At 60.7% G+C, this 23,278-nt stretch carries 22 protein-coding genes and 1 pseudogene; 11 read left to right on the top strand and 12 right to left on the bottom strand.

The annotated features are described in order from the left end of the window. The first annotated feature begins 30 nt into the window (after positions 1-30). The 11 genes and pseudogenes from ubiE to FBY04_RS33080 all read left to right on the top strand — a co-directional run bounded on the left by ubiE (position 31) and on the right by FBY04_RS33080 (position 8,134). Positions 31-801: a bifunctional demethylmenaquinone methyltransferase/2-methoxy-6-polyprenyl-1,4-benzoquinol methylase UbiE gene (gene ubiE / locus FBY04_RS00890; RefSeq protein ID WP_007948968.1), complete on the top strand. Its 771-nt coding sequence runs from the start codon at positions 31-33 to the stop codon at positions 799-801. After that, complete coding sequence (locus FBY04_RS00885; RefSeq protein ID WP_145314271.1) at positions 801-1,424, top strand: SCP2 domain-containing protein; 624 nt, start codon at positions 801-803, stop codon at positions 1,422-1,424. Before ubiE ends, FBY04_RS00885 begins: the two co-directional genes overlap by 1 nt. Then, entirely contained in the window at positions 1,421-3,025 is a 1,605-nt protein-coding gene (gene ubiB, locus FBY04_RS00880; protein ID WP_084322540.1) for a ubiquinone biosynthesis regulatory protein kinase UbiB, read from the top strand. Before FBY04_RS00885 ends, ubiB begins: the two co-directional genes overlap by 4 nt. An 80-nt stretch (positions 3,026-3,105) precedes the next feature. After that, positions 3,106-3,507, top strand: coding sequence for a phosphoribosyl-AMP cyclohydrolase (gene hisI / locus FBY04_RS00875; RefSeq protein WP_007899278.1), 402 nt, complete (start codon positions 3,106-3,108; stop codon positions 3,505-3,507). Then, on the top strand, positions 3,500-3,832 hold the full coding sequence (locus FBY04_RS00870; protein ID WP_007899279.1) for a phosphoribosyl-ATP diphosphatase: 333 nt from the start codon (positions 3,500-3,502) through the stop codon (positions 3,830-3,832). The genes hisI and FBY04_RS00870 overlap by 8 nt, the downstream gene beginning before the upstream one ends. 25 nt (positions 3,833-3,857) lie before the next feature. Next, positions 3,858-4,136, top strand: coding sequence for a twin-arginine translocase TatA/TatE family subunit (locus FBY04_RS00865; protein WP_084322538.1), 279 nt, complete (start codon positions 3,858-3,860; stop codon positions 4,134-4,136). A gap of 10 nt (positions 4,137-4,146) precedes the next feature. Further along, complete coding sequence (gene tatB / locus FBY04_RS00860; protein ID WP_084322537.1) at positions 4,147-4,590, top strand: Sec-independent protein translocase protein TatB; 444 nt, start codon at positions 4,147-4,149, stop codon at positions 4,588-4,590. Next, positions 4,587-5,381, top strand: a complete 795-nt coding sequence (gene tatC / locus FBY04_RS00855) for a twin-arginine translocase subunit TatC (protein ID WP_084322536.1) — start codon at positions 4,587-4,589, stop codon at positions 5,379-5,381. The genes tatB and tatC overlap by 4 nt, the downstream gene beginning before the upstream one ends. Next, on the top strand, positions 5,378-6,085 hold the full coding sequence (locus FBY04_RS00850) for a 16S rRNA (uracil(1498)-N(3))-methyltransferase (protein ID WP_084322535.1): 708 nt from the start codon (positions 5,378-5,380) through the stop codon (positions 6,083-6,085). The genes tatC and FBY04_RS00850 overlap by 4 nt, the downstream gene beginning before the upstream one ends. 132 nt (positions 6,086-6,217) lie before the next feature. Next, positions 6,218-7,276: pseudogene (locus tag FBY04_RS33085) on the top strand (methyl-accepting chemotaxis protein); the annotation flags it as partial. Next, positions 7,262-8,134: a methyl-accepting chemotaxis protein gene (locus tag FBY04_RS33080; protein ID WP_371850936.1), complete on the top strand. Its 873-nt coding sequence runs from the start codon at positions 7,262-7,264 to the stop codon at positions 8,132-8,134. The pseudogene FBY04_RS33085 and the gene FBY04_RS33080, both read left to right, overlap by 15 nt. Positions 8,135-8,277: 143 nt before the next feature. Here FBY04_RS33080 and FBY04_RS00840 read toward each other — a convergent pair whose 3' ends face one another. The 12 genes from FBY04_RS00840 to hutH all read right to left on the bottom strand — a co-directional run bounded on the left by FBY04_RS00840 (position 8,278) and on the right by hutH (position 23,204). Continuing rightward, positions 8,278-9,012 (bottom strand): amino acid ABC transporter ATP-binding protein, encoded by a 735-nt coding sequence (locus tag FBY04_RS00840; RefSeq protein ID WP_084322533.1) that lies wholly within the window; start codon positions 9,010-9,012, stop codon positions 8,278-8,280. Beyond that, the gene (locus FBY04_RS00835; RefSeq protein ID WP_145314268.1) at positions 9,005-9,964 is read right to left on the bottom strand and encodes an amino acid ABC transporter permease; all 960 of its coding nucleotides are present in this window, start codon (positions 9,962-9,964) and stop codon (positions 9,005-9,007) included. The genes FBY04_RS00840 and FBY04_RS00835 overlap by 8 nt, the downstream gene beginning before the upstream one ends. 155 nt (positions 9,965-10,119) lie before the next feature. Beyond that, entirely contained in the window at positions 10,120-10,917 is a 798-nt protein-coding gene (locus FBY04_RS00830; protein ID WP_145314266.1) for a transporter substrate-binding domain-containing protein, read from the bottom strand. A 189-nt stretch (positions 10,918-11,106) separates the two neighbouring features. Continuing rightward, positions 11,107-13,677, bottom strand: a complete 2,571-nt coding sequence (gene mdoH / locus FBY04_RS00825) for a glucans biosynthesis glucosyltransferase MdoH (RefSeq protein WP_145314264.1) — start codon at positions 13,675-13,677, stop codon at positions 11,107-11,109. Further along, entirely contained in the window at positions 13,670-15,484 is a 1,815-nt protein-coding gene (locus tag FBY04_RS00820; protein ID WP_084322530.1) for a glucan biosynthesis protein G, read from the bottom strand. Before FBY04_RS00820 ends, mdoH begins: the two co-directional genes overlap by 8 nt. A gap of 321 nt (positions 15,485-15,805) precedes the next feature. Continuing rightward, positions 15,806-16,243, bottom strand: coding sequence for a D-aminoacyl-tRNA deacylase (dtd, locus tag FBY04_RS00815; protein WP_084322529.1), 438 nt, complete (start codon positions 16,241-16,243; stop codon positions 15,806-15,808). Continuing rightward, positions 16,240-17,211 carry a prolyl aminopeptidase gene (gene pip, locus FBY04_RS00810; protein WP_145314262.1) on the bottom strand — a complete coding sequence of 324 codons (972 nt, stop codon included), beginning with the start codon at positions 17,209-17,211 and terminating at the stop codon, positions 16,240-16,242. Before pip ends, dtd begins: the two co-directional genes overlap by 4 nt. An 81-nt stretch (positions 17,212-17,292) precedes the next feature. Further along, complete coding sequence (locus tag FBY04_RS00805) at positions 17,293-18,246, bottom strand: alpha/beta hydrolase (protein WP_084322528.1); 954 nt, start codon at positions 18,244-18,246, stop codon at positions 17,293-17,295. Positions 18,247-18,365: 119 nt separating this feature from the next. Further along, on the bottom strand, positions 18,366-19,313 hold the full coding sequence (locus FBY04_RS00800; RefSeq protein WP_084322527.1) for a choline ABC transporter substrate-binding protein: 948 nt from the start codon (positions 19,311-19,313) through the stop codon (positions 18,366-18,368). A 238-nt stretch (positions 19,314-19,551) separates the two neighbouring features. Continuing rightward, positions 19,552-20,355, bottom strand: coding sequence for an N-formylglutamate deformylase (gene hutG / locus FBY04_RS00790; protein ID WP_145314260.1), 804 nt, complete (start codon positions 20,353-20,355; stop codon positions 19,552-19,554). A 10-nt stretch (positions 20,356-20,365) separates the two neighbouring features. After that, entirely contained in the window at positions 20,366-21,571 is a 1,206-nt protein-coding gene (gene hutI, locus FBY04_RS00785) for an imidazolonepropionase (RefSeq protein ID WP_145314258.1), read from the bottom strand. A 100-nt stretch (positions 21,572-21,671) separates the two neighbouring features. Continuing rightward, positions 21,672-23,204, bottom strand: coding sequence for a histidine ammonia-lyase (hutH, locus tag FBY04_RS00780; protein WP_145314257.1), 1,533 nt, complete (start codon positions 23,202-23,204; stop codon positions 21,672-21,674). Positions 23,205-23,278 lie beyond the last annotated feature (74 nt).

Genomic DNA, 23,278 nt, shown 5'->3' with positions numbered 1-23,278 from the left:
TGTCCCGCATTCTCTTCTGGTGACAGCGATATGACTGATCAGCGCAAAGGCAGCGATGCCGAACCCACCACTCACTTCGGTTTCAAAAACGTTCCGGAAAGCCAAAAAGCGGAAAAAGTCGCTGAGGTTTTCCACTCGGTAGCCGCCAAGTACGACTTGATGAACGACCTCCTGTCGGGCGGCATGCACCGTCTGTGGAAGCGTTTCGCGATCGAGCTGTCGGGCGTGCGCACCGGCAACCGCGTGCTGGACATTGCTGGCGGCACCGGCGACCTGACCAAAAAATTCTCGCACCTCGTGGGGCCGACTGGCCAGGTAGTGTTGGCCGACATCAACGAATCCATGCTTAAGGTCGGCCGTGACCGCCTGCTGGATCTCGGCGTGGCCGGCAACGTTGAATTCGTCCAGGCCGATGCTGAAAAGCTGCCGTTCCCGGACAACCACTTCGACTGCGTGACCATCGCGTTCGGTCTGCGCAACGTGACGCATAAAGAAGACGCCCTGCGTTCGATGCTGCGCGTACTCAAGCCGGGCGGCCGTTTGCTGGTGCTGGAATTCTCCAAACCGACCAACGCGCTGATGTCCAAGGCCTACGACGCCTACTCGTTCGCCTTCATGCCACTGATGGGCAAGCTGATCACCAACGACTCGGAAAGCTATCGCTACCTCGCCGAATCGATCCGCATGCACCCGAATCAGGAAACCCTGAAGTCGATGATGGTCGAGGCCGGCTTCGACCGCGTGACCTACCACAACATGACCGCAGGCATCGTCGCCCTGCACCGCGGCATCAAACCCTGATGTTGCTGGCCGGACTGCTCGCCAGCGTTGAACTCGGCCTGAACCGGGTGCTGCGCCTCGACAGCACGGCGCTGCCGCGGCTGGCGCATTTGAACGGCAGAGTGATTGCCGTCGACTGCCGCAGCCCGGCGTTGCAATTGTTCATCCTGCCCAGCGACGAAGGCCTGATGCTCGCATCCCACTGGGAAACCAGTGCCGACTGCACTTTGCGTGCACCGGCCTCAAGCCTGCTGAAACTGGCGATGAGCAAGGACAAGACCTCGGTCCTGCATGAACCTCAAGTTGAACTCGACGGCGACAGCGGCGTGCTGCTGGAGCTGGCGGCGATCCTTCAGGACCTCGAACTGGACTGGGAGTACGAACTCTCGCGCTGGCTCGGCCCGGTCGCCACGCAACTGGTCGGCGGTCACCTGCGCAGCCGCGCACGCTGGTATCGGCAAGGGTTCGCCAGCCTCAATCAGAACCTTGGCGAATACCTGGCCGAAGAGTCGCGCACCCTCGTCGGTCAGCGCGAAGCCGAAGCCCGTTTCAGTGAACTGGACCAGATCAAACTCGATCTGGAACGTCTCGAGGCGCGTTTCGAGCGCCTTTCCCGATCCCTCGACCCAAGCGATAACGCATGAAGCTGCTTGCCGTCCGCCGTTTGTTGCGCATCCAGCGCGTTGTGATTCGCTACCGCCTCGATGACTTGCTGTTCGCCCTCCCGCTGCCGTGGTTTCTGCTGGCGCTGCGCTACGCCTTGCCGTGGCGCTGGTTCCCACGCAAGACGCTGGACCTGAGCCGCGGCGCCCGATTGCGCCTGGCGCTGCAGGACCTGGGCCCGATTTTCATCAAGTTCGGGCAGATCCTGTCCACTCGTCGCGACCTGCTGCCGGAAGACATCGCCGACGAACTGATGAAGTTGCAGGACCGCGTACCGCCGTTCGATTCGCAAGTGTCGGTCAGGCTGATCGAAGAACAGCTCGGCAAGAAAATCAGTGAAGTGTTCAGCCGCTTTGACGTCGAACCACTGGCTTCTGCTTCGGTGGCGCAGGTGCATGCCGCGCAGCTGAAAACCGGTGAAGAAGTCGTCGTCAAAGTCATCCGCCCCGGCCTGAAACCCATCATCGCGCAGGATCTGGCGTGGCTGTTCATCCTCGCTCGCGCCGCGGAAAAACTCTCCGCGGACGCACGCTTGCTGCACCCGGTGGACGTGGTCAGCGACTACGAAAAAACCATCTACGACGAGCTCGATCTGCTGCGCGAGGCCGCCAACGCCAGCCAGTTGAAGCGCAACTTCGACGGTTCACCGCTGCTGTACGTGCCGCAAGTCTATTGGGACTGGTGCCGGCCGAAAGTGCTGGTGATGGAGCGCATCTACGGGATTCAGGTGACCGATCTGGCGACCCTCGCCGACCAGCGCACCGACATGAAAATGCTCGCCGAGCGCGGCGTGGAGATCTTCTTCACCCAGGTGTTCCGCGACAGTTTCTTCCATGCCGACATGCACCCCGGCAACATCTTCGTCAGCACCGTGAATCCGTGGAGCCCGCAATACATTGCGATCGACTGCGGCATCGTCGGCAGCCTGACCCCGGAAGACCAGGATTACCTGGCGCGCAACCTGTTCGCGTTCTTCAAGCGTGACTACCGGCGTGTCGCGCAATTGCACATCGACTCGGGCTGGGTGCCGGCGGAAACCAAACTCAACGAATTCGAAGCAGCGATCCGTACGGTGTGCGAGCCGATTTTCGAAAAACCGTTAAAAGATATTTCCTTCGGCCAGGTGCTGATGCGCCTGTTCCAGACTGCTCGACGCTTCAACATGGAAGTGCAGCCGCAACTGGTGCTGCTGCAGAAAACCCTGCTGAACATCGAAGGCCTGGGCCGTCAGTTGTACCCGGACCTTGATTTGTGGAACACCGCCCAGCCGTTCCTCGAACGCTGGATGCGTGAGCGCGTCAGCCCTAAAGCCTTGCTCGGCAACGTGCAGAGCCAGTTCGAACAACTGCCGCACCTGGCCAATATGGCCCGCGATCTGCTCGAACGCATGTCCCAGCCCCACGCCTACGACCCGCCACCACCGTGGCATCGTCGCCGGGACGACTGGTTCCTGCGGCTGCTCGGCACGGCTCATCTGGCCGGCGGCGCGATACTCGCCATTGGCGGGCCGTTGAACGAACTGGCTTACTGGCCGGCCGGAATCATGATGGCCGTCGGTTTGTATCTGGTCGTTCGCCGATAGCCAGTTGTGTGATCCACTGGCACACTGTTTGAACGTTGGGCTCTGCTAATGAAGTGCGGGGTCCGCTGTCGGAGTCGAAGATGAAAAACTGGCTGGACGAAATCAAGTGGGACGCCGATGGCCTGGTGCCGGCAATTGCCCAGGATCACAAGACCGGGCGCGTCCTGATGATGGCCTGGATGAACCGTGAAGCGCTGGAACTGACCGCCGCCGAAAACCGTGCCATTTACTGGTCACGTTCCCGTGGCAAGCTGTGGCGCAAGGGTGAAGAATCCGGCCACGTGCAGACCCTGCATGAGATGCGCCTGGACTGTGACGCCGACGTGATCATCCTGATGGTCGAACAGATCGGCGACATTGCCTGCCATACCGGTCGCCAGAGCTGCTTCTACCGCGTCTTCGAGAACGGCGACTGGAAAACCGTCGACCCGGTCCTGAAAGATCCGCACGCCATCTACTCCGCAGGACATACCCATGAGTGACACCCTGACCCGTCTGGCCCAGGTGCTGGAAGAGCGCAAAGGCGCCGCCGCCGACAGCTCGTATGTCGCCAGCCTGTACCACAAGGGCTTGAACAAGATTCTGGAAAAAGTCGGCGAAGAGTCGGTCGAAACCATCATTGCCGCCAAGGATGCCGCCATCAGCGGTGACTGCAGCGATGTGATCTACGAGACCGCCGACCTATGGTTCCACAGCATGGTCATGCTCGCCCAACTGGGGCAGCATCCACAGGCTGTACTCGATGAACTGGACCGTCGTTTCGGTCTGTCCGGACACGCCGAGAAAGCCTCGCGCCCGTCCGCCTGAACAATTATTAGAGAGGAGCAGCAACATGGGCATTTTTGACTGGAAACACTGGATCGTCATCCTGGTTGTTGTCGTTTTGGTCTTCGGCACCAAGAAACTGAAAAACCTCGGCACTGACGTGGGCGAGTCGATCAAGGGCTTCAAGAAAGCCATGAGCGATGAAGACAAACCGGTTGACCCGACAGTGACCCCGGCCCAACCGGTGCCACCCGTTCAGCCACAGACCACACAGTCCGTGAACCAGCCGCACACCATCGACGTGCAGGCGCAAAAAGTCGAAGAGCCGATCCGCAAAGACGTGTGAGCACTGACTAATGTTTGGTATCAGCTTCTCTGAACTGCTGCTCGTCGGCCTCGTGGCCCTGCTCGTGCTGGGCCCCGAACGTCTGCCGGGTGCTGCGCGCACGGCCGGCCTGTGGGTCGGGCGCCTGAAGCGCAGCTTCAACGCGATCAAACAGGAAGTTGAACGTGAAATCGGTGCCGACGAGATCCGTCGGCAACTGCACAACGAGCACATTCTGTCGCTGGAACAGGAGGCGCGGAAGATCTTCACGCCGACTCAGCAGGAAGCCACACCGGTTCAACCTGTTGAGCCTGTAGCGGAGCAGACGATCCATGCTCCAACCGCTGCACCTGTTGCAGTGGCTGTAGAACCAGCGCCCGTCGTTGCAGCCACACCGGTTGAACCCGTTACTCCTGCGGCTGCGCCTGTTGCGCCGGCCCCTCATGACCCAACACTGCCGCCGCGAGCCCCATGAGCGATCTCCCAGAAAACGACCAGCACATGCCGCTGGTTTCGCACCTCACCGAGTTGCGTACCCGTCTGCTGCGCTGCGTAGCGGCGATCTTCATTATCTTCGCCGGGTTGTTCGCCTTCACCCAGCAGATCTACACCTTCGTCTCCACGCCACTGCGGCAATACCTGCCGGTGGGCGCGACGATGATCGCCACCGACGTGTCGTCGCCTTTCCTCACGCCGCTGAAGCTGACCATGATGGTGTCGCTGTTCCTGGCGATCCCGGTGATCCTGCATCAGATCTGGGGCTTCATTGCGCCAGGCCTGTACAAACATGAAAAACGCATCGCCGTACCCTTGCTGGTATCGAGCATCATGCTGTTCTACGCCGGCATGGCGTTCGCCTACTACCTGGTGTTCCCGCTGATCTTCAAATTCTTCGCCGCCGCCACCCCGGCCGGCGTGGAGATGATGACCGACATCAGCAGCTACCTCGACTTCGTCATGACGCTGTTCTTCGCCTTCGGCGTGGCGTTCGAAATCCCGGTGGCGGTGGTGCTGCTGGTATGGATCGGCGTGGTCGACGTCAAATACCTGAAAAAAATCCGCCCGTACGTGATCATCGGCTGCTTCGTGGTCGGCATGATCCTGACGCCACCGGACATCTTTTCGCAGACGCTGCTGGCCGTACCGATGTGGCTGCTGTTTGAAATCGGTATCCTGTTCGGCGGCCTGATCAGCAAGCGTGGCGAGCACCCGGACGACCAGCCGGTTGACGATCACAACGACCAGCCGCCAGCGACCCAGCCGTGAACCTGTTGCTCCTCATCGAGGCCGATTTCATTGCGGCCGACCGGGCGATCCTGCGTGATCGCCGGTTGACCCACATGCAGGAAGTTCACCGCTGTGAAGTGGGTGACACCCTGCGCGTCGGGCGTATCGGCGGCCTGATGGGTTCGGCCGAAGTGCTGCGCCTGGACGCCGATGAAGCCGAACTGCGTGTCACACTCGATCAACCGCCTCCGGCCAAGCTGCCGCTGACCCTGGTATTGGCCCTTCCGCGGCCCAAAATGCTCCGTCGGGTGTTTCAGACCGTGGCGGCCATGGGTGTGCCGCGGATCGTGCTGGTGAACAGCTACCGCGTCGAGAAGAGCTTCTGGCAGACACCGTTTCTCGAACCTGAAGCGATTCGCGAGCAACTGATCCTCGGCCTCGAGCAGGCCCGGGACAGCGTGTTGCCTGAAATCGTCATCGAAAAACGCTTCAAACCGTTCGTCGAAGATCGCCTGCCGGCCATCACCGAAGGCACCCTTGGCCTGGTCGGTCACCCCGGAAATTACCCGCCCTGCCCCCGCGGCCTGGACGAACCGGTAACCCTGGCCATCGGCCCGGAAGGTGGCTGGATTCCTTACGAAATCGATTTACTCGGCAAATCCGGCCTGCAACCGGTGCAGCTCGGCGAGCGCATCCTGCGCGTCGAGACTGCCGTCACTGCATTGCTCGCCCGTCTGTTCTAAACACCGCCGCTCCCATAAGTCATCTTTCACTTCGAATATTGCTGGCCGCACATCGGCCTGCACCTACAGAACCCCGCACCCCTGCCGATATACCTCCCATAAAACCAATTTGTGGTCCGAGGGAGTTGCAGCATGTACCGATGGCTAGCCGAGAAACTGGGAAACGTCAGCGTCAATCGCAAACTGGGTGTCGGCTTCGGTCTGGTACTGCTACTCACCTTGTTGATCACCTTCACCGGCTGGACCGGCCTGAGTGACGTCATCAGTCGCGGCGACAAACTGGGGTTCATTGCCAGTCTCAATGACCTGACCAAAGACTTGCGCCTGGCCCGCCTGGATTACGAAATGCGCCGTGGCGAACAAGGCCCGGGGGCCGTCAACGACCTGCTCGGGCAACTCGACACCGGGCTGAAGACCGCGCGTACACTGATCGAACAACCTGCCGATGCGGCCATGGTCGACCAGCAGTTGGCCGCGGTCAGCGAGTACAAACAAGCCTTTGCCGCCATGGTCCAGGCCGGCGCCAGCCGCGAAGATGCGCGCAGCAAACTCGGCGCCAACGCCGATAACGCCGTAGCACGCGTGACTGAAGTCGAGAAAGCCATGCAGCAGGGCGACAGCGTCGCCGATTTCAACAGTGTGGTTGAAGTCAGCAAATTACTTCAGCAAGCCCGCTATCAAGTTCGCGGCTACACCTACAGCGGCAAGGCCGACGCTGAACAACCGGCGCTGGATGCCATTACCAATGCCCTGAACAGCCTCGACAGCCTGCCATCGAAACTGCCGCAACAGCACACGGCCAATCTGCAACAGGCCAGCGAATCGTTCAAAGCCTATCGCGCCGCCGTCAGCCAGTTCCGCGACTCTCAAGTCGCCAGCGCCGCCGCACTCACACGCATGGCCTCCCAGGGCAACATCCTGCTCGACGTCAGCAAAAAGCTCACCGCCTCGCAAACCGTCGTACGCGACACCGACGCCGCGCACGCCAAGAACATGCTGTTGCTGGCCACTGCCCTGGCCTTGATCTTCGGTCTTTTCGCGGCATGGGCTATCACCCGACAGATCGTCATTCCACTGAGCCAGACGCTGAAAGTGGCCGAGCGCATCGCCGCCGGCGACCTGAGCCAGAACCTCGTGTCCGAGCGTCAGGACGAACTCGGTCAACTCCAGCGCGCCATGCAGAGCATGACCCTGGGCCTGCGCGAATTGATCGGTGGCATCAGCGACGGCGTCACGCAAATCGCCAGCGCCGCCGAAGAACTGTCCGCAGTGACCGAGCAGACCAGCGCCGGGGTCAACAGCCAGAAGGTCGAGACCGATCAGGTGGCAACCGCGATGAACGAAATGACTGCCACCGTGCAGGAAGTCGCGCGCAACGCCGAAGAAGCCTCTGAAGCCGCCCTTGCCGCTGACCAGCAGGCCCGCGAAGGTGACAAGGTCGTCGGCGAAGCCATCGCCCAGATCGAGCGCCTGGCCCTCGAAGTCGGTAATTCCACCGAAGCCATGGGTCACTTGAAACGCGAAAGCGACAAGATCGGCAGCGTGCTCGACGTGATCAAATCCGTCGCCCAGCAAACCAACCTGCTGGCGCTCAACGCGGCTATTGAAGCCGCCCGCGCCGGTGAAGCCGGACGTGGTTTTGCGGTGGTCGCCGACGAGGTCCGCAGCCTGGCCCAGCGCACCCAGAAGTCCACCGAAGAAATCGAAGAGCTGATCGTCGGCCTGCAAAGCGGCACCCAGCAAGTCGCGACCATCATGGACAACAGCCGCAGCCTGACCGACAGCAGCGTCGAACTGACCCGTCGAGCGGGTGGCTCGCTGGAAAGCATCACCCGCACCGTGTCGGCGATTCAGTCGATGAACCAGCAGATTGCCGCAGCGGCCGAGCAGCAGAGTGCGGTGGCTGAAGAGATCAACCGTAGCGTGCTCAACGTGCGCGATGTGTCCGAGCAGACCTCGGCAGCCAGCGAAGAAACCGCGGCCTCCAGCGTCGAGCTGGCGCGGTTGGGGACGCATTTGCAGATGCTGGTGGGCAAGTTCAGGGTTTGAGGTGATGCGGGGGCCTCGGTTCACTCAGGACCGAGGCGATGCCTTCGCGAGCAAGCCCGCTCCCACAGAAGAATGCGATAACTGTGGGAGCGGCGGTGCGACGATTCGACTTGCTCGCGAAGACGTCGGCGTAGATGCTGAGGTTATAGAACCTGACGCAAGAACGCCTGAGCCCGTGGATCCTTCGGCGCATCGAAGAACTCGGCTGGCGAGGCGTCTTCCAGCAATTTGCCGTGATCGAAGAACAGCACCCGATCCGCCACTTCCCGCGCAAAGCCCATCTCATGGGTGACGCAGACCATGGTCATGCCTTCCACGGCCAGGGTTTTCATCACGTCCAGCACTTCACCGACCATTTCCGGATCCAGCGCCGAGGTCGGCTCATCGAACAGCATGACCTTGGGTTCCATGGCCAACGCCCGGGCAATCGCCACGCGCTGTTGCTGGCCGCCGGACAGGCGCGACGGATACTCGTTGGCCTTCTGCGCGATTCCAACCTTTTCCAGCAGCGCCAGCGCCTTGGCCTCACGTTCTTTCTTGCCGCGCTTGCGCACGACTTTCTGCGCCAGGCAGAGGTTTTCCAGCACGGTCATGTGCGGGAACAGGTTGAAATGCTGGAACACCATGCCGACTTCGCGACGGTAGGCATTCACGTCGGTTTTCGGGTCGGCCAGTTGCAGGCCGTCGATGCTCACCGAGCCTGAATCGAATTCTTCCAGGCCGTTGAGGCAGCGCAGGAAGGTCGACTTGCCGGAACCGGACGGGCCGATCACCACCAGCACTTCGCCCTTGGCCACGGCTGTGCTGACGTTGTCCACCGCACGCACCACTTGGCCGCGGGTGTCGAAGACTTTTACCAGATCGCGGACTTCAATCACTTTGCGCGAGCCTCCGCTCAAGCCGACTGGCGATTTTCGACAGCGGCAGGTTGATCAACAAATACAGGCCGGCCACGCAGAACAGGATTTCGAATGGCGAAAACGAGGTGGTGATGACTTCGCGACCACTTTTCAGCAGTTCGGTAATCGCGATCACCGACACCAGTGAGGTGTCCTTAACCAGGCTGATGAACTGCCCGGCGAGCGGCGGCAGCACGCGTTTGAACGCTTGCGGCAGCACCACGTGGCGCATCGACTGGCCGGCGCTAAGGCCGAGGGAGCGTGCGGCTTCGTTCTGGCCCCGGGCAATCGATTGCACGCCGGAGCGGATGATCTCTGCCACGTACGCGCCGGTGAACAGAGAGAGCGCGGCGATCCCGGCGAATTCCCGTGACAGGTTCATCACGGTGCCGATGAAGAAGTAGAAAATGAAAATCTGCACCAGCAGCGGCGTACCGCGCACCAGTTCGACGTAGATCGTCGAGAGGTCACGCAGGGTCGGGTTGTTCGACAGACGACACAAGCCGGTGGCCAGGCCAATCAACAGGCCAAGCACGCCCGACACCACGGACAACCACAAGGTGGTCCAAAGCCCCCACATCAGGGGGCCTGCGGCCCAATGGCGAGTCACGCCGATCACGTCGCCCTCAGCCACGTCATCGCCTTGGGCAACTTGCAGGCTGTTGTCGTCGACGGTCAGATGCTGCTCGTCACCCGCGTCGTTGCGCAGGGTGACCTCAGCCTTGTCGCCCTTGCGCACCAGTTCGCTGACAGTGGAGATGTCGGCGGCGCGCTGGGATTCTTCGGCGTGGTAGGCGAAGTACTGTGGCACACGGTTCCAGCGCCATTCGTAGGACATCAGCGAGGTGGCGTAATACAACGCGCCGGCCAGGCCGATCAGCACCAGCACAGTCAACACGTGCCAGGACCATTGGGCTTTTTTCTGTTTCATCAGGTAAGCAGGTTCCGGATTCTATGTCGCCAGGGAGGCCGCCATCGCCAGCAAGCCGGCTCCTACCGTTGATCCGGGTGAACACAATAGGTGTGTCCGACACTAATCCTGTAGGAGCCGGCTTGCTGGCGATTGACGCGACTCGGTCTGAAGCCTTATTCCATGTCTTTCTGCCAAGCGGTGTCTTTGAACCACTTGTCATGGATGCGATCGTAGGTGCCGTCTTCGTGGATCTGGTGCAGGAAGTTGTTGATGAAGTTGATGCTGTCGTAGTCACCCTTCTTCAGACCAAAGGCCAGCGGCTCGTAGGTGAACGGCTTGTCGAGGAACACCAGCTTGCCGTTGCCGACCTTGTTCACCGCCACTACGTTGTAAGGCGCGTCATAGATAAAGGCGTCGGCCTTGCCGTTGACCACATCGAGCACGGCTTCCTGCTCGTTGTCATAACCGTGGTACTTGGCTTTGGAGATCAGCTTTTTGGCAACCATTTCGCCGGTGGTGCCAAGCTTGGAGGTGATGCGGTAGTCGGTGGTGTTCAGGTCTTTGTAGGACTTGATGGTGCCCTCCAGCTCCTTGCGGATCAGCAAGGTCTGGCCGACCACGATGAACGGTTCGCTGAAGTTCAGGCGCAGGTTGCGCTCCTGGGTCAGGGTCATGCCGCTGCCGATCATGTCGAACTTGTCAGTGAGCAGGGCCGGGATGATGCCGTCGTAACCGGTGGACACCAGCTCCAGCTTGACGCCCATGGCCTTGGTCATGGCTTTGAGGATGTCGACTTCGAAACCGATGATCTCACCGCGCTTGTTGGTCATCTCGAACGGCATGTAGGTCGGGTCCATGCCGACTTTCAGCGTGCCGCGCTTGACTGCGTCATCGATGGCACCGGCCTGCGCCGCGCTGACTGCAACCAATGCCGTGACGCCGACCAGCAGCATCGAGAGATACTTCTTCATCATCATGTCCCCAAACCCATTGAGTTATGAGGCGCGCAAACGGCGGTTCCCCTCAGGAAACGCATCGATACGGACAAAAATTATCCGGGCGCACCAATTCGGGGACGGATCCTAACGTACTCGCTCGTTTGCACAAGTGCTTGGAAACGATGAGGCAAAAAAAACCTCGCTTTCGCGAGGTTCTCTTTGTCAGGCCAACTGCGGTTGCGCACTCAGCGGCTTGAGCGGCAGCAGCGGCGCATGGGGATCGGCTTTCACCGACTGGCGCCAGGCTTCCAGCCAATCCGGATGACCTTCGTTCCAGACCTGCTCATGCAAGCGCGCCAGGGCCACCGGATCGCTCAGCAATTGCACACGCTCATTGTTGGTCAAACCGTCAGGCCCGACTTTCAATGCATGGCGAACACGCTCGATCCGCAGCCATTCGATCGGCTCGGCCTCACGGTGACGCGACGTCGCCAGCGAGCAGGCCAGGGCGTTCTGCTGTGGATCGACCACCGCGCGGATGAAGCCGTCTTTCAGCGCGTGATAACGGTTTTCATGGGTGTACTGGTCAGTCGCCAGCAACGCCTGTGGCGGATTGTATTCCTCAGGGATCAGGAACAGGCTCTCGTCACGGGACTTGAGGCCCAGGCCCACGCGACTGGAGATCACCGACACCGGAATCGACAGCATCAACGAACCGACGATCGGCACCAGCCACCAGAGGAAGCTCGGGTTCAGCCAGATCACCAGCAGCGCCCAGAAGAAACCCAGCAAGGTTTGCGGACCGTGACGCTTGACGGCTTCACTCCACGGCGTGGAGTCGTCGTCACGTTGCGGCGAGTTCCAGGTCGCGGCCCAGCCGAGGAACGCGGCAAGCACGAAGCGGGTGTGAAAAATCATCCGCACCGGCGCCAGCAACATGGAGAACAGCATCTCCAGCAGCATCGACAAGGTCACCTTGAACTTGCCACCGAACTCTTTCGCGCCCTTGGCCCAGATCAGGATGATGCTCAACAGCTTCGGCAGGAACAGCAGCACGATGGTGGTCGAGAACAACGCGATCGCCTTGTCCGGGTGCCATTGTGGCCACAGCGGATAGAGCTGGCGCGGTTCAAGGAAATACTGCGGTTCCATCAGCGTGTTGACCGCCAGCAGCGCCGTCGACAGCACGAGGAAGAAGAACCACAGCGGCGCCGACAGGTAAGACATCACGCCGGTCAGGAACACTGCGCGGTGAACCGGGTGCATGCCCTTGACCAGGAACAGGCGGAAGTTCATCAGGTTACCGTGGCACCAGCGACGGTCACGCTTGAGTTCGTCCAGCAGGTTCGGCGGCAGTTCTTCATAGCTGCCCGGCAAGTCGTAGGCAATCCAGACGCCCCAACCCGCACGGCGCATCAGCGCTGCTTCGACGAAGTCGTGGGACAGGATCGCACCGGCGAACGCGCCTTTACCCGGCAACGGCGCCAGGGCGCAGTGCTCGATGAACGGCTTCATGCGGATGATCGCGTTGTGGCCCCAGTAGTGGGATTCGCCCAACTGCCAGAAGTGCAGGCCGGCGGTAAACAGCGGACCGTACACACGGGTCGCGAACTGCTGCATGCGCGCATACAGCGTGTCCATGCCCGATGCGCGCGGCGCGGTCTGGATGATCCCGGCGTCCGGCGTGGCTTCCATCAAGCGCACCAGACTGGTCAGGCACTCGCCGCTCATTACCGAGTCAGCGTCGAGCACGACCATGTACTTGTAGTCACCGCCCCAACGACGGCAGAAGTCGTCGAGGTTGCCGCTTTTGCGTTTTACCCGACGGCGACGGCGGCGATAGAAGATCTTGCCGAAGCCACCGGCTTCGCGGCAGACGTCCAGCCAGGCCTGCTGTTCGGCGACGCAGATGTCGGCATCGTTACTGTCGCTGAGGACGAAAAAGTCGAAGCGATCCAGGTCGCCCGTGGCCGCAACCGACTCGAACGTCGCGCGCAGACCGGCAAACACCCGTGGCACGTCTTCGTTGCAGATCGGCATCACCAGTGCGGTGCGAGCGTCCTTGGCAATCGGCTCGTTGCCGGCACTTTTACCGGAAATGCGGTATTTATCGTGACCGGTGAGCAACTCGAGGAAGCCCATCAGCGCTGTCCAGAAACCGGCCGACACCCAGCAGAACAGAATCCCGAACATGATCAGGATGCTGGTCTGCAGCGCATACGGCAGCACTTGCGTGACGGTTTGCATCAGGGGTTGATGCAGGACTTCGTTCAGGTCGACGAACGACCAGCCCTGGTACGGCATGATGCCTTTCATGTACCAGCCGGCGACGATGGTTTGACCGAGCATCAGTACCAGCAGGATGTAACGGCGGATCGAACCGACCGTACGCCAGCGCGCGGCCGGCAATACATTCTCGTCTTTCGGCGGGGCTGGTGGATTGGTACGACCGGTCAGACGCCGCCAGCCACGCACCAGGATATTGGTGCGCCACGGCTCGGGCACGACTTTGGTCCGGCGGATCGGCGGAGTGGCCTTGAGGCAAACACGACCGCTGGCGTCGAGCACCAGCATTTCCGCTTCTTCCAGCTCTTCAGCAGTGTTCATGGTCAAACGACGGCCCACCGAGGCTTGAGCAGCCTCGGTCGGTGAGTCGAACGTCGAGGACGACAGGCGCTGGTGTAGCTCGCTGAAGGACTGGCAGCCCGCGAGTTCCGCGCGCTGCTCGTCGGTCATCGGTAAATGCGCCAGATACTCGGCAAGAGTCTCCGGCTTTACTTGAGAATTACTCATCGGCAGGCAACTGGTAGCTCCAGGTCTCGGTCAGGACTTCTTCAGTCGCGGCCGATTCCGGTGTGGCTGGGGCCGCGTCCGCAGCAGCAGGCTGCTTGGCGTCTTTGTTGTCCTTGTCCTTGGCATCTGCGACTGGCTTGGCTTCGGCCTGCTTGGCCTCGGCGGCCTTCGCTTCCTTGTCCGCTTTCTCCGCTTGCCGGGCAGCAACCTTGTCAGCCTTGGCAACGGACGAATTGGACGCTGGAACCGAAGACTTGGCGAGATCGGCAGGCACAATGTTCTGAACCAGTGCCGCACGCATCTCGGTGGACTTGCCCGGATCCTTGATCTTCATCCGCAAGGTCAGGCGCCAGCCTTTGGTTTCAGGATTGTAACGCACGCTGTTCTCGACCAGCTCGGCGTTGTCGCCAACGCTGACCTGGCTGCGAACGTCCGCATCCGGGGCCAAGGCCGCCAGGGACGGGCCTTCGAAGTCCACCAGGTAGGCAACGCTGCCGTCCGGCTGGCGGATCAGGTTGGACTGTTTAACGTCACCCGTGGAACGCAGGGTCTGTTGGACCCAGGCGCTGTCCGGTGCATGAATCGCCGCTTCGTCGATGGTCCAGTGCATGCGGTAGCCGAATTCCAGCGGCTGGCCAGGCTCCGGCAGTTTTTCCGGGCTCCAGAACGCAACGATGTTGTCGTTGGTTTCGTCGGCGGTCGGAATTTCAACCAGGTCTACAGAACCCTTGCCCCAATCGCCTTTTGGCTCGATCCAGGCACTTGGACGCTTGTCGTAGCGGTCGTCGAGGTCTTCGTAGTGACTGAAGTCACGGCCACGTTGCAGCAAGCCGAAGCCACGCGGGTTCTCGATCGAGAAGTTGCTCACCGCCAGGTGTTTCGGGTTGTTCAGCGGGCGCCAGATCCACTCGCCGTTGCCGGCATGGATCGACAGACCGCTGGAGTCGTGCAGCTCGCGACGATAGTTCAGCACTTTGGAAGGCTGGTTGGCGCCGAACAGGAACATGCTGGTCAGCGGTGCAATGCCGAGCTTGGTGACCTTGTCACGCAGGAACATCTGGGCCTTGACGTCGACAACGGTGTCGCTGCCCGGACGCAGGGTCAGGCGATACGCGCCGGTGGCGCGTGGCGAATCCAGCAGGGCGAAAATGACCAGGTGCTTGTCACCCGGTTTCGGCTGTTGAATCCAGAACTCGGTGAAACGCGGGAACTCTTCGCCGGACGGCAACGCGGTATCGATGGCCATGCCGCGAGCGGACAAGCCATAAGTGTGCCCCTTGCCGACAACGCGGAAGTAACTCGCGCCGAGCATGGTCATGATTTCGTCTTGCTTGTCGGCCTTGTTGATCGGGTACAGCACACGGAAGCCGGCATAACCCAACTGTTCGGTGGCTTTTGGATCGAACTTGACATCGCCGAAATCGAAACGACTTGGGTCGTACTTGATCTCTTCGACGGTGTTGGCCGTGATTTCGTTGATTTTCACCGGAGTATCGAAGTGCATACCCTGGTGATAGAACGACAGTTTGAACGGGGTTTTCTGATCAGCCCATTCCGCTTTCTCGGTACGGAAACGAATTTTCTGATAGTCCGCGAATTTCATTTCGCGGAATTCGTTCGGCAGGTTACTGCGCGGGGCTTCGTATTTCTGCCCGGCCAGCTCTTTCGCCTTGGCCGACACGTCATCCAGACTGAATGCCCAAAGCTGGCCGGCGCTGAGCAGGCAAAGCAGGGCTGAGCCCGCTACCAGAGCGCTTCGTAACCGTTTGGCAGACAATTTTGGTGCAATACAGGGACTAACAATCACGAGCAACCCTCGCCGAAAACAGATCAAAAAACCAACGGCCAGTTAAAGGGCCTGTGAGGTAAACGGCATGAAAAACCCGTCCCTACAAACCACTCTTGCCAAGTTGGCGAGCATTGTTCCGACTCCTATGGGGCCAAATGATTCCCCAACAGGTCCAGGACAAGTCTCTACCTAAGTCAAAACGGACCAACGAACGCTGATCCCCGTAGCGCGCGATTATCTAGCAGGCCGCGTTACAACGCATCAGGCGCAACAAAGTATTTCTCGCGAAAAACCCCTGTTTTCAGTGAAAAAGCGCTTAAAAACTTGTTTCAAGCGCTTTCAGGTCTGTAACAGGAAGGTAACCGGGCCATCATTGACCAGGTGAACCTGCATATCCGCGCCGAATCTACCTGATGCCACAGTGCCATGCACCTGTTTCGCTTTCCCTAATAGATAGTCGAAAAGCTCCTCGCCCAGCGCCGGAGGGGCAGCAGTCGAAAAACTGGGGCGCAAGCCGCTTTTGGTGTCGGCGGCCAGGGTGAACTGAGAGACCAGCAGCAACCCGCCGCCGACGTCCGCCAAGGACAGATTCATCTTGCCTTCGGCGTCACTGAACACTCGATAGTTAAGCAGCTTATGCAAAAGTTTGTCGGCGCTGGCCCGAGTATCCTCGGGCTCGACCGCTACCAGCACCAGCAAACCCTGATCGACTGCACCGACCACCTCCCCCGCTACCTCGACTCGCGCGCCACGCACGCGTTGCAACAGGCCCTTCATGCTTCTTCTGGGGACAGGTCGAGCAAGCGCCGGGCCATCTGATCGGCGGCACGCACCAGTGCATCGGTAATGCCTGGCTCGGAAGCGGCATGCCCGGCGTCACGGATAACCTGCAATTCACTGTTCGGCCAGTTCTGATGCAATTCCCAAGCGTTGTCCAGCGGGCAGATCACGTCATAACGACCGTGCACGATCACGCCAGGCAAATGGGCGATCTTGCCCATGTCACGGATCAACTGGTTCGGCTCGAGGAACGCATTGTTGGTGAAGTAATGGCATTCGATACGGGCAATCGACAACGCGCGCTGTGGCTCGGAGAACCGGTCGACCACCAGCGGGTTCGGACGCAACGTCGCCGTCCGGCCTTCCCAGGTGGACCAGGCCTTGGCTGCGTGCATCTGGGCAATCTGGTCGTTGCCGGTCAGGCGCTTGTGGAAAGCGCTGAGCAGGTCTTCACGCTCGTCCAGCGGGATCGGCGCGATGTAGTCCTGCCAGTAATCGGGGAACAGTCGGCTGGCGCCCGCCTGATAGAACCATTCGATTTCCTGCGGGCGGCAGAGAAAAATCCCGCGCAGAATCAGACCGTGCACACGCTCCGGGTGGGTTTGCGCGTAGGCCAGCGCCAGGGTCGAGCCCCACGAACCGCCGAACAGCACCCATTTGTCGATGCCCAGGTGTTGGCGAATCCGCTCAAGGTCGGCGACCAGATCCCAGGTGGTGTTGTTTTCCAGGCTCGCGTGAGGAGTCGAGCGACCGCAACCGCGCTGGTCGAAGGTAACAATGCGGTAAAGGTTCGGATCAAAAAAACAGCGACTCTGTGCATCACACCCGGCGCCGGGGCCGCCGTGGATGAACACCATCGGCAAACCTTCCGGTGAACCGCTTTCGTCGACATACAGGGTGTGGGTTTCATCGACGGCCAGATCGTGCCGGGCGTGGGGTTTGATCTGCGGGTACAAAGTCTGCATTGCGCGCTCCGTAAGGGGTCGAGGTCATCCCTGGGGGGACTTCTATTATTCTGCCGTCCGGCATCATAAACCCGATTTACGTCAATGAGCATGCCCTTGCTGAGTCAGAGTTTTGCCTCCCGTTTTTTCAGCCAGATAGCCGAGCAGTGTTTCATAGAGCGCATCGACCTCGGCGACCTGGCCCCGCCCTCGCAAACAGCCATGAACCAGACCCTCGCCGTAATAAAGTGTCGCGGCAACGCCCGCGACGTTGAGTCTCTCGGCGTAATGCACGCCGTCGTCGCGCAGCGGATCGAACTGCGCCACAGCGATCAGCGCCGGCGGCAAGCCACCGAGATCCTCGGCGAGCAACGGCATCGCATAAGCGCCCGGCTGTCGACTGCCACGCAAGTACAAGGCGTGATAACAGTCCACGTCGCTGCTGCTGAGCAACGGCGCGTCGACGCATTCGCTGCGCGACGCCAGCCGCTGGTCGCCACCCAGTCCCGGATAGATCAGGACCTGTGCCGCTGGCAGTGGCTCACCCGCATCGCGCAATGCCAGGCAAAGCGCGGCGGCGAGATTGCCCCCGGCACTGTCGCCGGCCACCAGCGTACGCGCGGGGTCTAGTTGAAACGGCCCGGAGCGCAGGGCTCGCCAGACCTTCAGGCAATCGTCGAACCCCGCCGGAAACGGATGCTCCGGCGCCAGACGATAATCGACGGCGATCACCAACACGCCAAGCGTCGACGCCAGTTCGGCGCAGATGAAATCGTGGGAATCCAGATCCCCCACCACCCAACCGCCGCCGTGCAGATACACAATGCATGGACTACCGCCGGTCGACGGCGAAACCGGCGGCTGATACGAACGCACCGGCACACCGGCCAATTCGAAGTCCACGACATACAGCTCGGCGGGACGCGGCGGGGTGAACGCCCGGCACATCTCGCTGTAGGCCTGGCGCATCCCGGCGAGGCTACTGTCAGTGCTGTTGAAGCTGACGGTTTTCTCGACGAAGGCCAACATTTGTGCGGATAGCGGGTAAGTAGCCATGAGTCGGGTGCCGAGGTTTTGTGGAGAGTGGCGCAAACCTGTGGGAGCGAGGCCTGTGTGGCGAAGGGATTTGTCCCCTCGCCACACAGGCCTCGCTCCCAGAGGTTCTGCGGTGACGGTCAGTTTTTCAGGCTGGCCTGTACGGTCGCTACCCCATCCTTGCCGTCAAAACTGCTGACGCCGGCCAGCCAGCGCTGAAGATCTTCCGGGTGATCACGCAGCCATTGCCTGGCAACGTCCTGCGGCGTCTTGCGCTCCATGATCGGCACCATCAGCTGACTTTCCTGAGCGGCGGTGAACGTGAGGTTTTCCAACAAACGGTTCACGTTCGGGCAACGTTCGGCGTAGTCCGGCGCCGTCACCGTGGAGACCGTGGCCGCCCCTTCGTTCGGCCCGTAAACATCTTCGCTGCCGGTCAGGTAGGTGATTTTCATGTTGATGTTCATCGGGTGCGGGGTCCAGCCGACGAACACCACGAATTCCTTACGATTCACCGCCCGCTGAACGGCGGCCAGCATGCCGGCCTCACCGGACTCGATCAGTTTGAAATCCTTCAAGCCGAAGTGATTGGTCTCGATCATGGTTTTGATCGTGGTATTGGCACCGCTACCCGGCTCGATGCCGTAAATCTTGCCGCCGAGCTTGTCTTTGAACCTGGCGATATCGGCAAAGGTTTTCAACCCTGCGTCGGCGACGTACTCCGGCACGGCGAGCGTTGCCTGGGCGTCGGCCAGACTCGGCTTGGCCATGACCTTCAGCTGATTGGCGGCCACGAACGGGGCAATGTTGTTGTCCATCGCCGGTTTCCAGTAACCGAGGAAGATGTCGAGACGCTTGTCGCGGATGCCGGCGAAGATGATTTGCTGCACGGCGCTGGTTTGCTTGCTTTCGTAGCCAAGGCCGTTGAGCAACACATCGGCCATGCCGCTGGTGGCGATCACGTCGGTCCAGTTGACCACGCCCATGCGCACGGCTTTGCAGGAAGCGTCGTCGCTGGCCAGAGCACTGGTGCTCAGAAGAGCGGTACCGCAGAGGATTGAGAGACAGCGGGTGAACAGTCTTTTCATTGGGGGAGGTCTCGTGCGGCAGATTTATTATGGGCCCGGTGTCTTGTTGCACCGTGCTCAGAACATTACGCAGCAGCGTGAGACCAAAAGCGAACTGTGGCGACCGAGATTTGCACGGTGGCGACTAAGGTGAACGGATTAACTGTGGGAGCGGGCTTGCTCGCGAAAGCGGTGTGCCAGTCGACATCAATGGTGCCTGACACACCGCCTTCGCGAGCAAGCCCGCTCCCACAGGGGGTTATGCGTTGTAGTGTTTTTCGCCCCACGCCAGGAGCTCTTGCAGCAATTCCTTGAGCACCACTTGCGTCGGCTCCGCCAGGTCCGGGCGATAGCGGAACGGCTCGAATTCTTCCATGTAGGTGCACTGGCCCAATTCCAGTTGCACGGCATGAATGTTTTCCGCCGGATTGCCATAGTGCCGGGTAATGTGGCCACCCTTGAAACGACCGTTCAGCACATGGCTGTAGTCGCCGTGCCGTGCGCAGATCGCTTCCAGTTGAGTGGCCAACTGTGGATCGCAACTGGCACCGTTGAATGTGCCCAGGTTGAAGTCCGGCAGCTTGCCGTCAAACAGGTGCGGGATGATCGAGCGGATCGAATGCGCATCGAACAGCAACGCATAGCCGAATTCGGCTTTCAGTCGTGCCAGTTCGTTCTGCAGCGTGCTGTGGTACGGCGTCCAGACCTGTTCCAGATAGGTCGCGCGTTCCGCTGCCGACGGTTCCATACCCTCACGGAACAATGGAATGCCGTCGAACAATGTCGCCGGGTACAGGCCGGTGGTCGCGCCGGCGTACAGAGGCTTGTCGTCGGACGGGCGGTTCAGGTCGATGACAAACCGCGAGTACTCGGCAGCCAAGGTGCTGGCACCAAGTTCAGTGGCGAACTCGTAAAGTTTCGGAATGTGCCAGTCCGTGTCCGGCAGGCTTTTCGCGTCGGGGATCAACCCGGCTTCGACTGCCGGGGTCAGGCGCAGGCCGGCGTGGGGCATGCTGATCAGCAGCGGCACGCGGCCTTGTTTGAAGTTCAGAACCTTATCCACAACTGTTCTCCTAAACGCTCGTTTCAACGCCGTGACGCACGACGCGTTTCTCCAGATCACCGCCCAGCCAGTACGACAGGTCGGCGGGACGATCGATTTGCCAGGCGACGAAGTCAGCGACCTTGCCGGCTTCCAGCGAACCATGGGTGTCGGCCATGCCCAGCGCGGCGGCGGCATGAATCGTCGCACCGGCCAGGGCTTCTTCCGGGGTCATGCGCAAACAGGTGCAAGCCATGTTCAGCATCAAGCGCAGCGACAGCGCTGGCGAGGTGCCGGGATTGAGGTCGCTGGCGACGGCGATTTTCACGCCGTGTTTGCGTAGCGCGTCCATCGGCGGCAACTGGGTTTCACGCAGAAAGTAGAACGCACCCGGCAGCAACACCGCGACGGTGCCGGACGCGGCCATGGCGATGGCGTCTTCTTCGGTCATGAACTCCAGGTGGTCGGCCGACAGTGCGTGATAACGCGCCGCCAGACTCGAACCGTGCAGCGATGACAATTGCTCGGCGTGCAGTTTCACCGGCAAGCCCAGTTTTTGCGCAGTGACGAACACTCGCTCGACTTGTGCCGGCGAGAACGCCAGGTATTCGCAGAACGCGTCCACCGCATCCACCAGCCCTTCGGCGGCGAGCGCGGGGAGCATCTCGGCGCAGATGTGATCGATGTAGTCGTCCGCACGGTCCACATACTCCGGCGGCAAGGCGTGGGCCGCCAGGCAGGTGCTGCGTACGCTGATTGGCAGTTCGGCACCGAGACGGCGGGCGACCCGCAGCATCTTGCGTTCGTTTGCCAGATCGAGGCCGTAACCGGATTTGATTTCGATGCTGGTGACGCCGTCACGCATCAGGCTTTTCAGGCGCTTGGCGGCGCTGGCGAACAATTCGTCTTCGCTGGCCGCGCGGGTTGCGCGCACGGTGCTGGCGATGCCGCCACCGGCTGCTGAGATTTCCGCATAGCTGACGCCTTGCAAACGCTGCTCGAATTCACCGCTGCGGTTACCGCCGAACACCGTGTGGGTGTGGCAGTCGATCAGGCCCGGGGTGACCCAGGCCCCTTTCAAATCGTTGACGGCCGGGTATTCGCCCGCCGGCAGTTCAGCGCGAGGGCCGATCCACTCAATGCGCGCACCGGACGTCACGATGGCCGCATCCTCGATGATCGAGTAGACGCCTTGCGCCATGGTTGCGACGTGGCAGTGTTGCCAGAGGGTTTTCATCCCGTAATCTCCACAATTTCAAAATCGTATCGCCAGCAAGCCGGCTCCTACAGGGGATTGCGTTGTCCCTGTAGGAGCCGGCTTGCTGGCGATGGCGCCCTTACAGGCTAGGCAGCAACTTCGCCGACACCAATTCATTCAGGCAACGCGTCGCCAGCAGTTCAGTCGCTGCATTGATGTCCGGCGCAAAGAAGCGATCCTTCTCATAGAACGGCACTTCTTTACGCAGAATCGCCCGAGCCTTCTCCAGTTTTGGCGAGGTCTTCAGACCGTTACGCAGGTCCAGGCCTTGAGCCGCCGCCAACCATTCCACCGCGAGAATTCCGCGGGTGTTCTCGGCCATTTCCCACAAACGCTTGCCGGCAGCCGGGGCCATCGACACGTGGTCTTCCTGGTTCGCCGACGTCGGCAGGCTGTCCACCGAATGTGGATGGGACAACGCCTTGTTCTCGCTGGCGAGCGCTGCAGCAGTCACTTGAGCGATCATGAAACCGGAGTTCACGCCGCCATTGGCCACCAGGAACGGCGGCAGTTGCGACATGTGCTTGTCCATCATCAGCGAGATGCGGCGCTCGCTCAGCGAGCCGATTTCAGCAATGGCCAGGGCCATGTTGTCAGCGGCCATCGCGACGGGTTCGGCGTGGAAGTTACCGCCAGAGATCACGTCACCTTCAGCAGCAAACACCAACGGGTTATCCGAAACGGCGTTGGCTTCAACGGCCAACACTTCGGCGGCTTGACGGAACTGGGTCAGGCAGGCGCCCATGACTTGCGGCTGGCAGCGCAGGGAGTAAGGGTCCTGAACCTTTTCGCAGTTCTGGTGCGAGTCGGAGACTTCACTGCGCTCGCCCAGCAGATCGCGGTAAGCGGCAGCGGCGTCGATCTGGCCTTTCTGGCCACGTGCGGCATGAATCCGCGCGTCGAACGGCGAACGCGAACCCAGCACCGCTTCGACGGTCAGGCCGCCAAGGGCCAGGGCGCCCGCGAACAGATCTTCACCTTCAAACAGACCGCGCAGGGCGTAAGCGGTGGACACCTGAGTGCCGTTAAGCAACGCCAGGCCTTCTTTCGCGGCCAGGGTCAACGGCGTCAGACCGGCGACTTTCAGCGCTTCGGTCGCTTCCATCCACTCGCCTTTGTAGCGCGCCTTGCCTTCACCCAGTAGCACCAGCGACATGTGGGCCAACGGCGCCAGGTCGCCGGAGGCACCGACCGAACCTTTCAATGGAATGTGCGGGTAAACCTCAGCGTTGATCAGGGCGATCAACGCGTCGATGACCACGCGGCGAATACCGGAGAAACCACGGCTCAGGCTGTTGACCTTGAGCACCATGACCAGTCGGACCAGCGCGTCGCTGATCGGCTCGCCCACACCGGCGGCGTGGGACAGCACCAGCGAGCGCTGCAGGTTTTCCAGGTCTTCGCTGGCGATGCGGGTCGAGGCCAGCAGGCCGAAACCGGTGTTGATGCCGTAAGCGGTGCGGTTCTCGGCGAGGATCTGTTCCACGCAGGCAACACTGGCTTCGATCTGTGCCGAGGCGCTGTTGTCGAGGGTGATCTTGACCGGTTGCTGATAGATATCACGCAGTTGGGCGAGGCTCAGTTGGCCGGGAATTAAATTTAGCGCAGTCACTTTTATTCTCCTTTTGAGAGTCTTTTTGTTAACTAACCAGACGCTCCGGAAATGTCCGTTGTCCGTCGCTTCCC

The sequence above is a fragment of the Pseudomonas sp. SJZ080 genome, from assembly GCF_007828295.1.
In the GTDB taxonomy this organism is placed as follows: Bacteria; Pseudomonadota; Gammaproteobacteria; order Pseudomonadales; family Pseudomonadaceae; genus Aquipseudomonas; species Aquipseudomonas migulae_A.
Note: the sequence above shows the minus strand (reverse complement) of the source record. Positions and strands in the feature narration are given on the sequence as shown.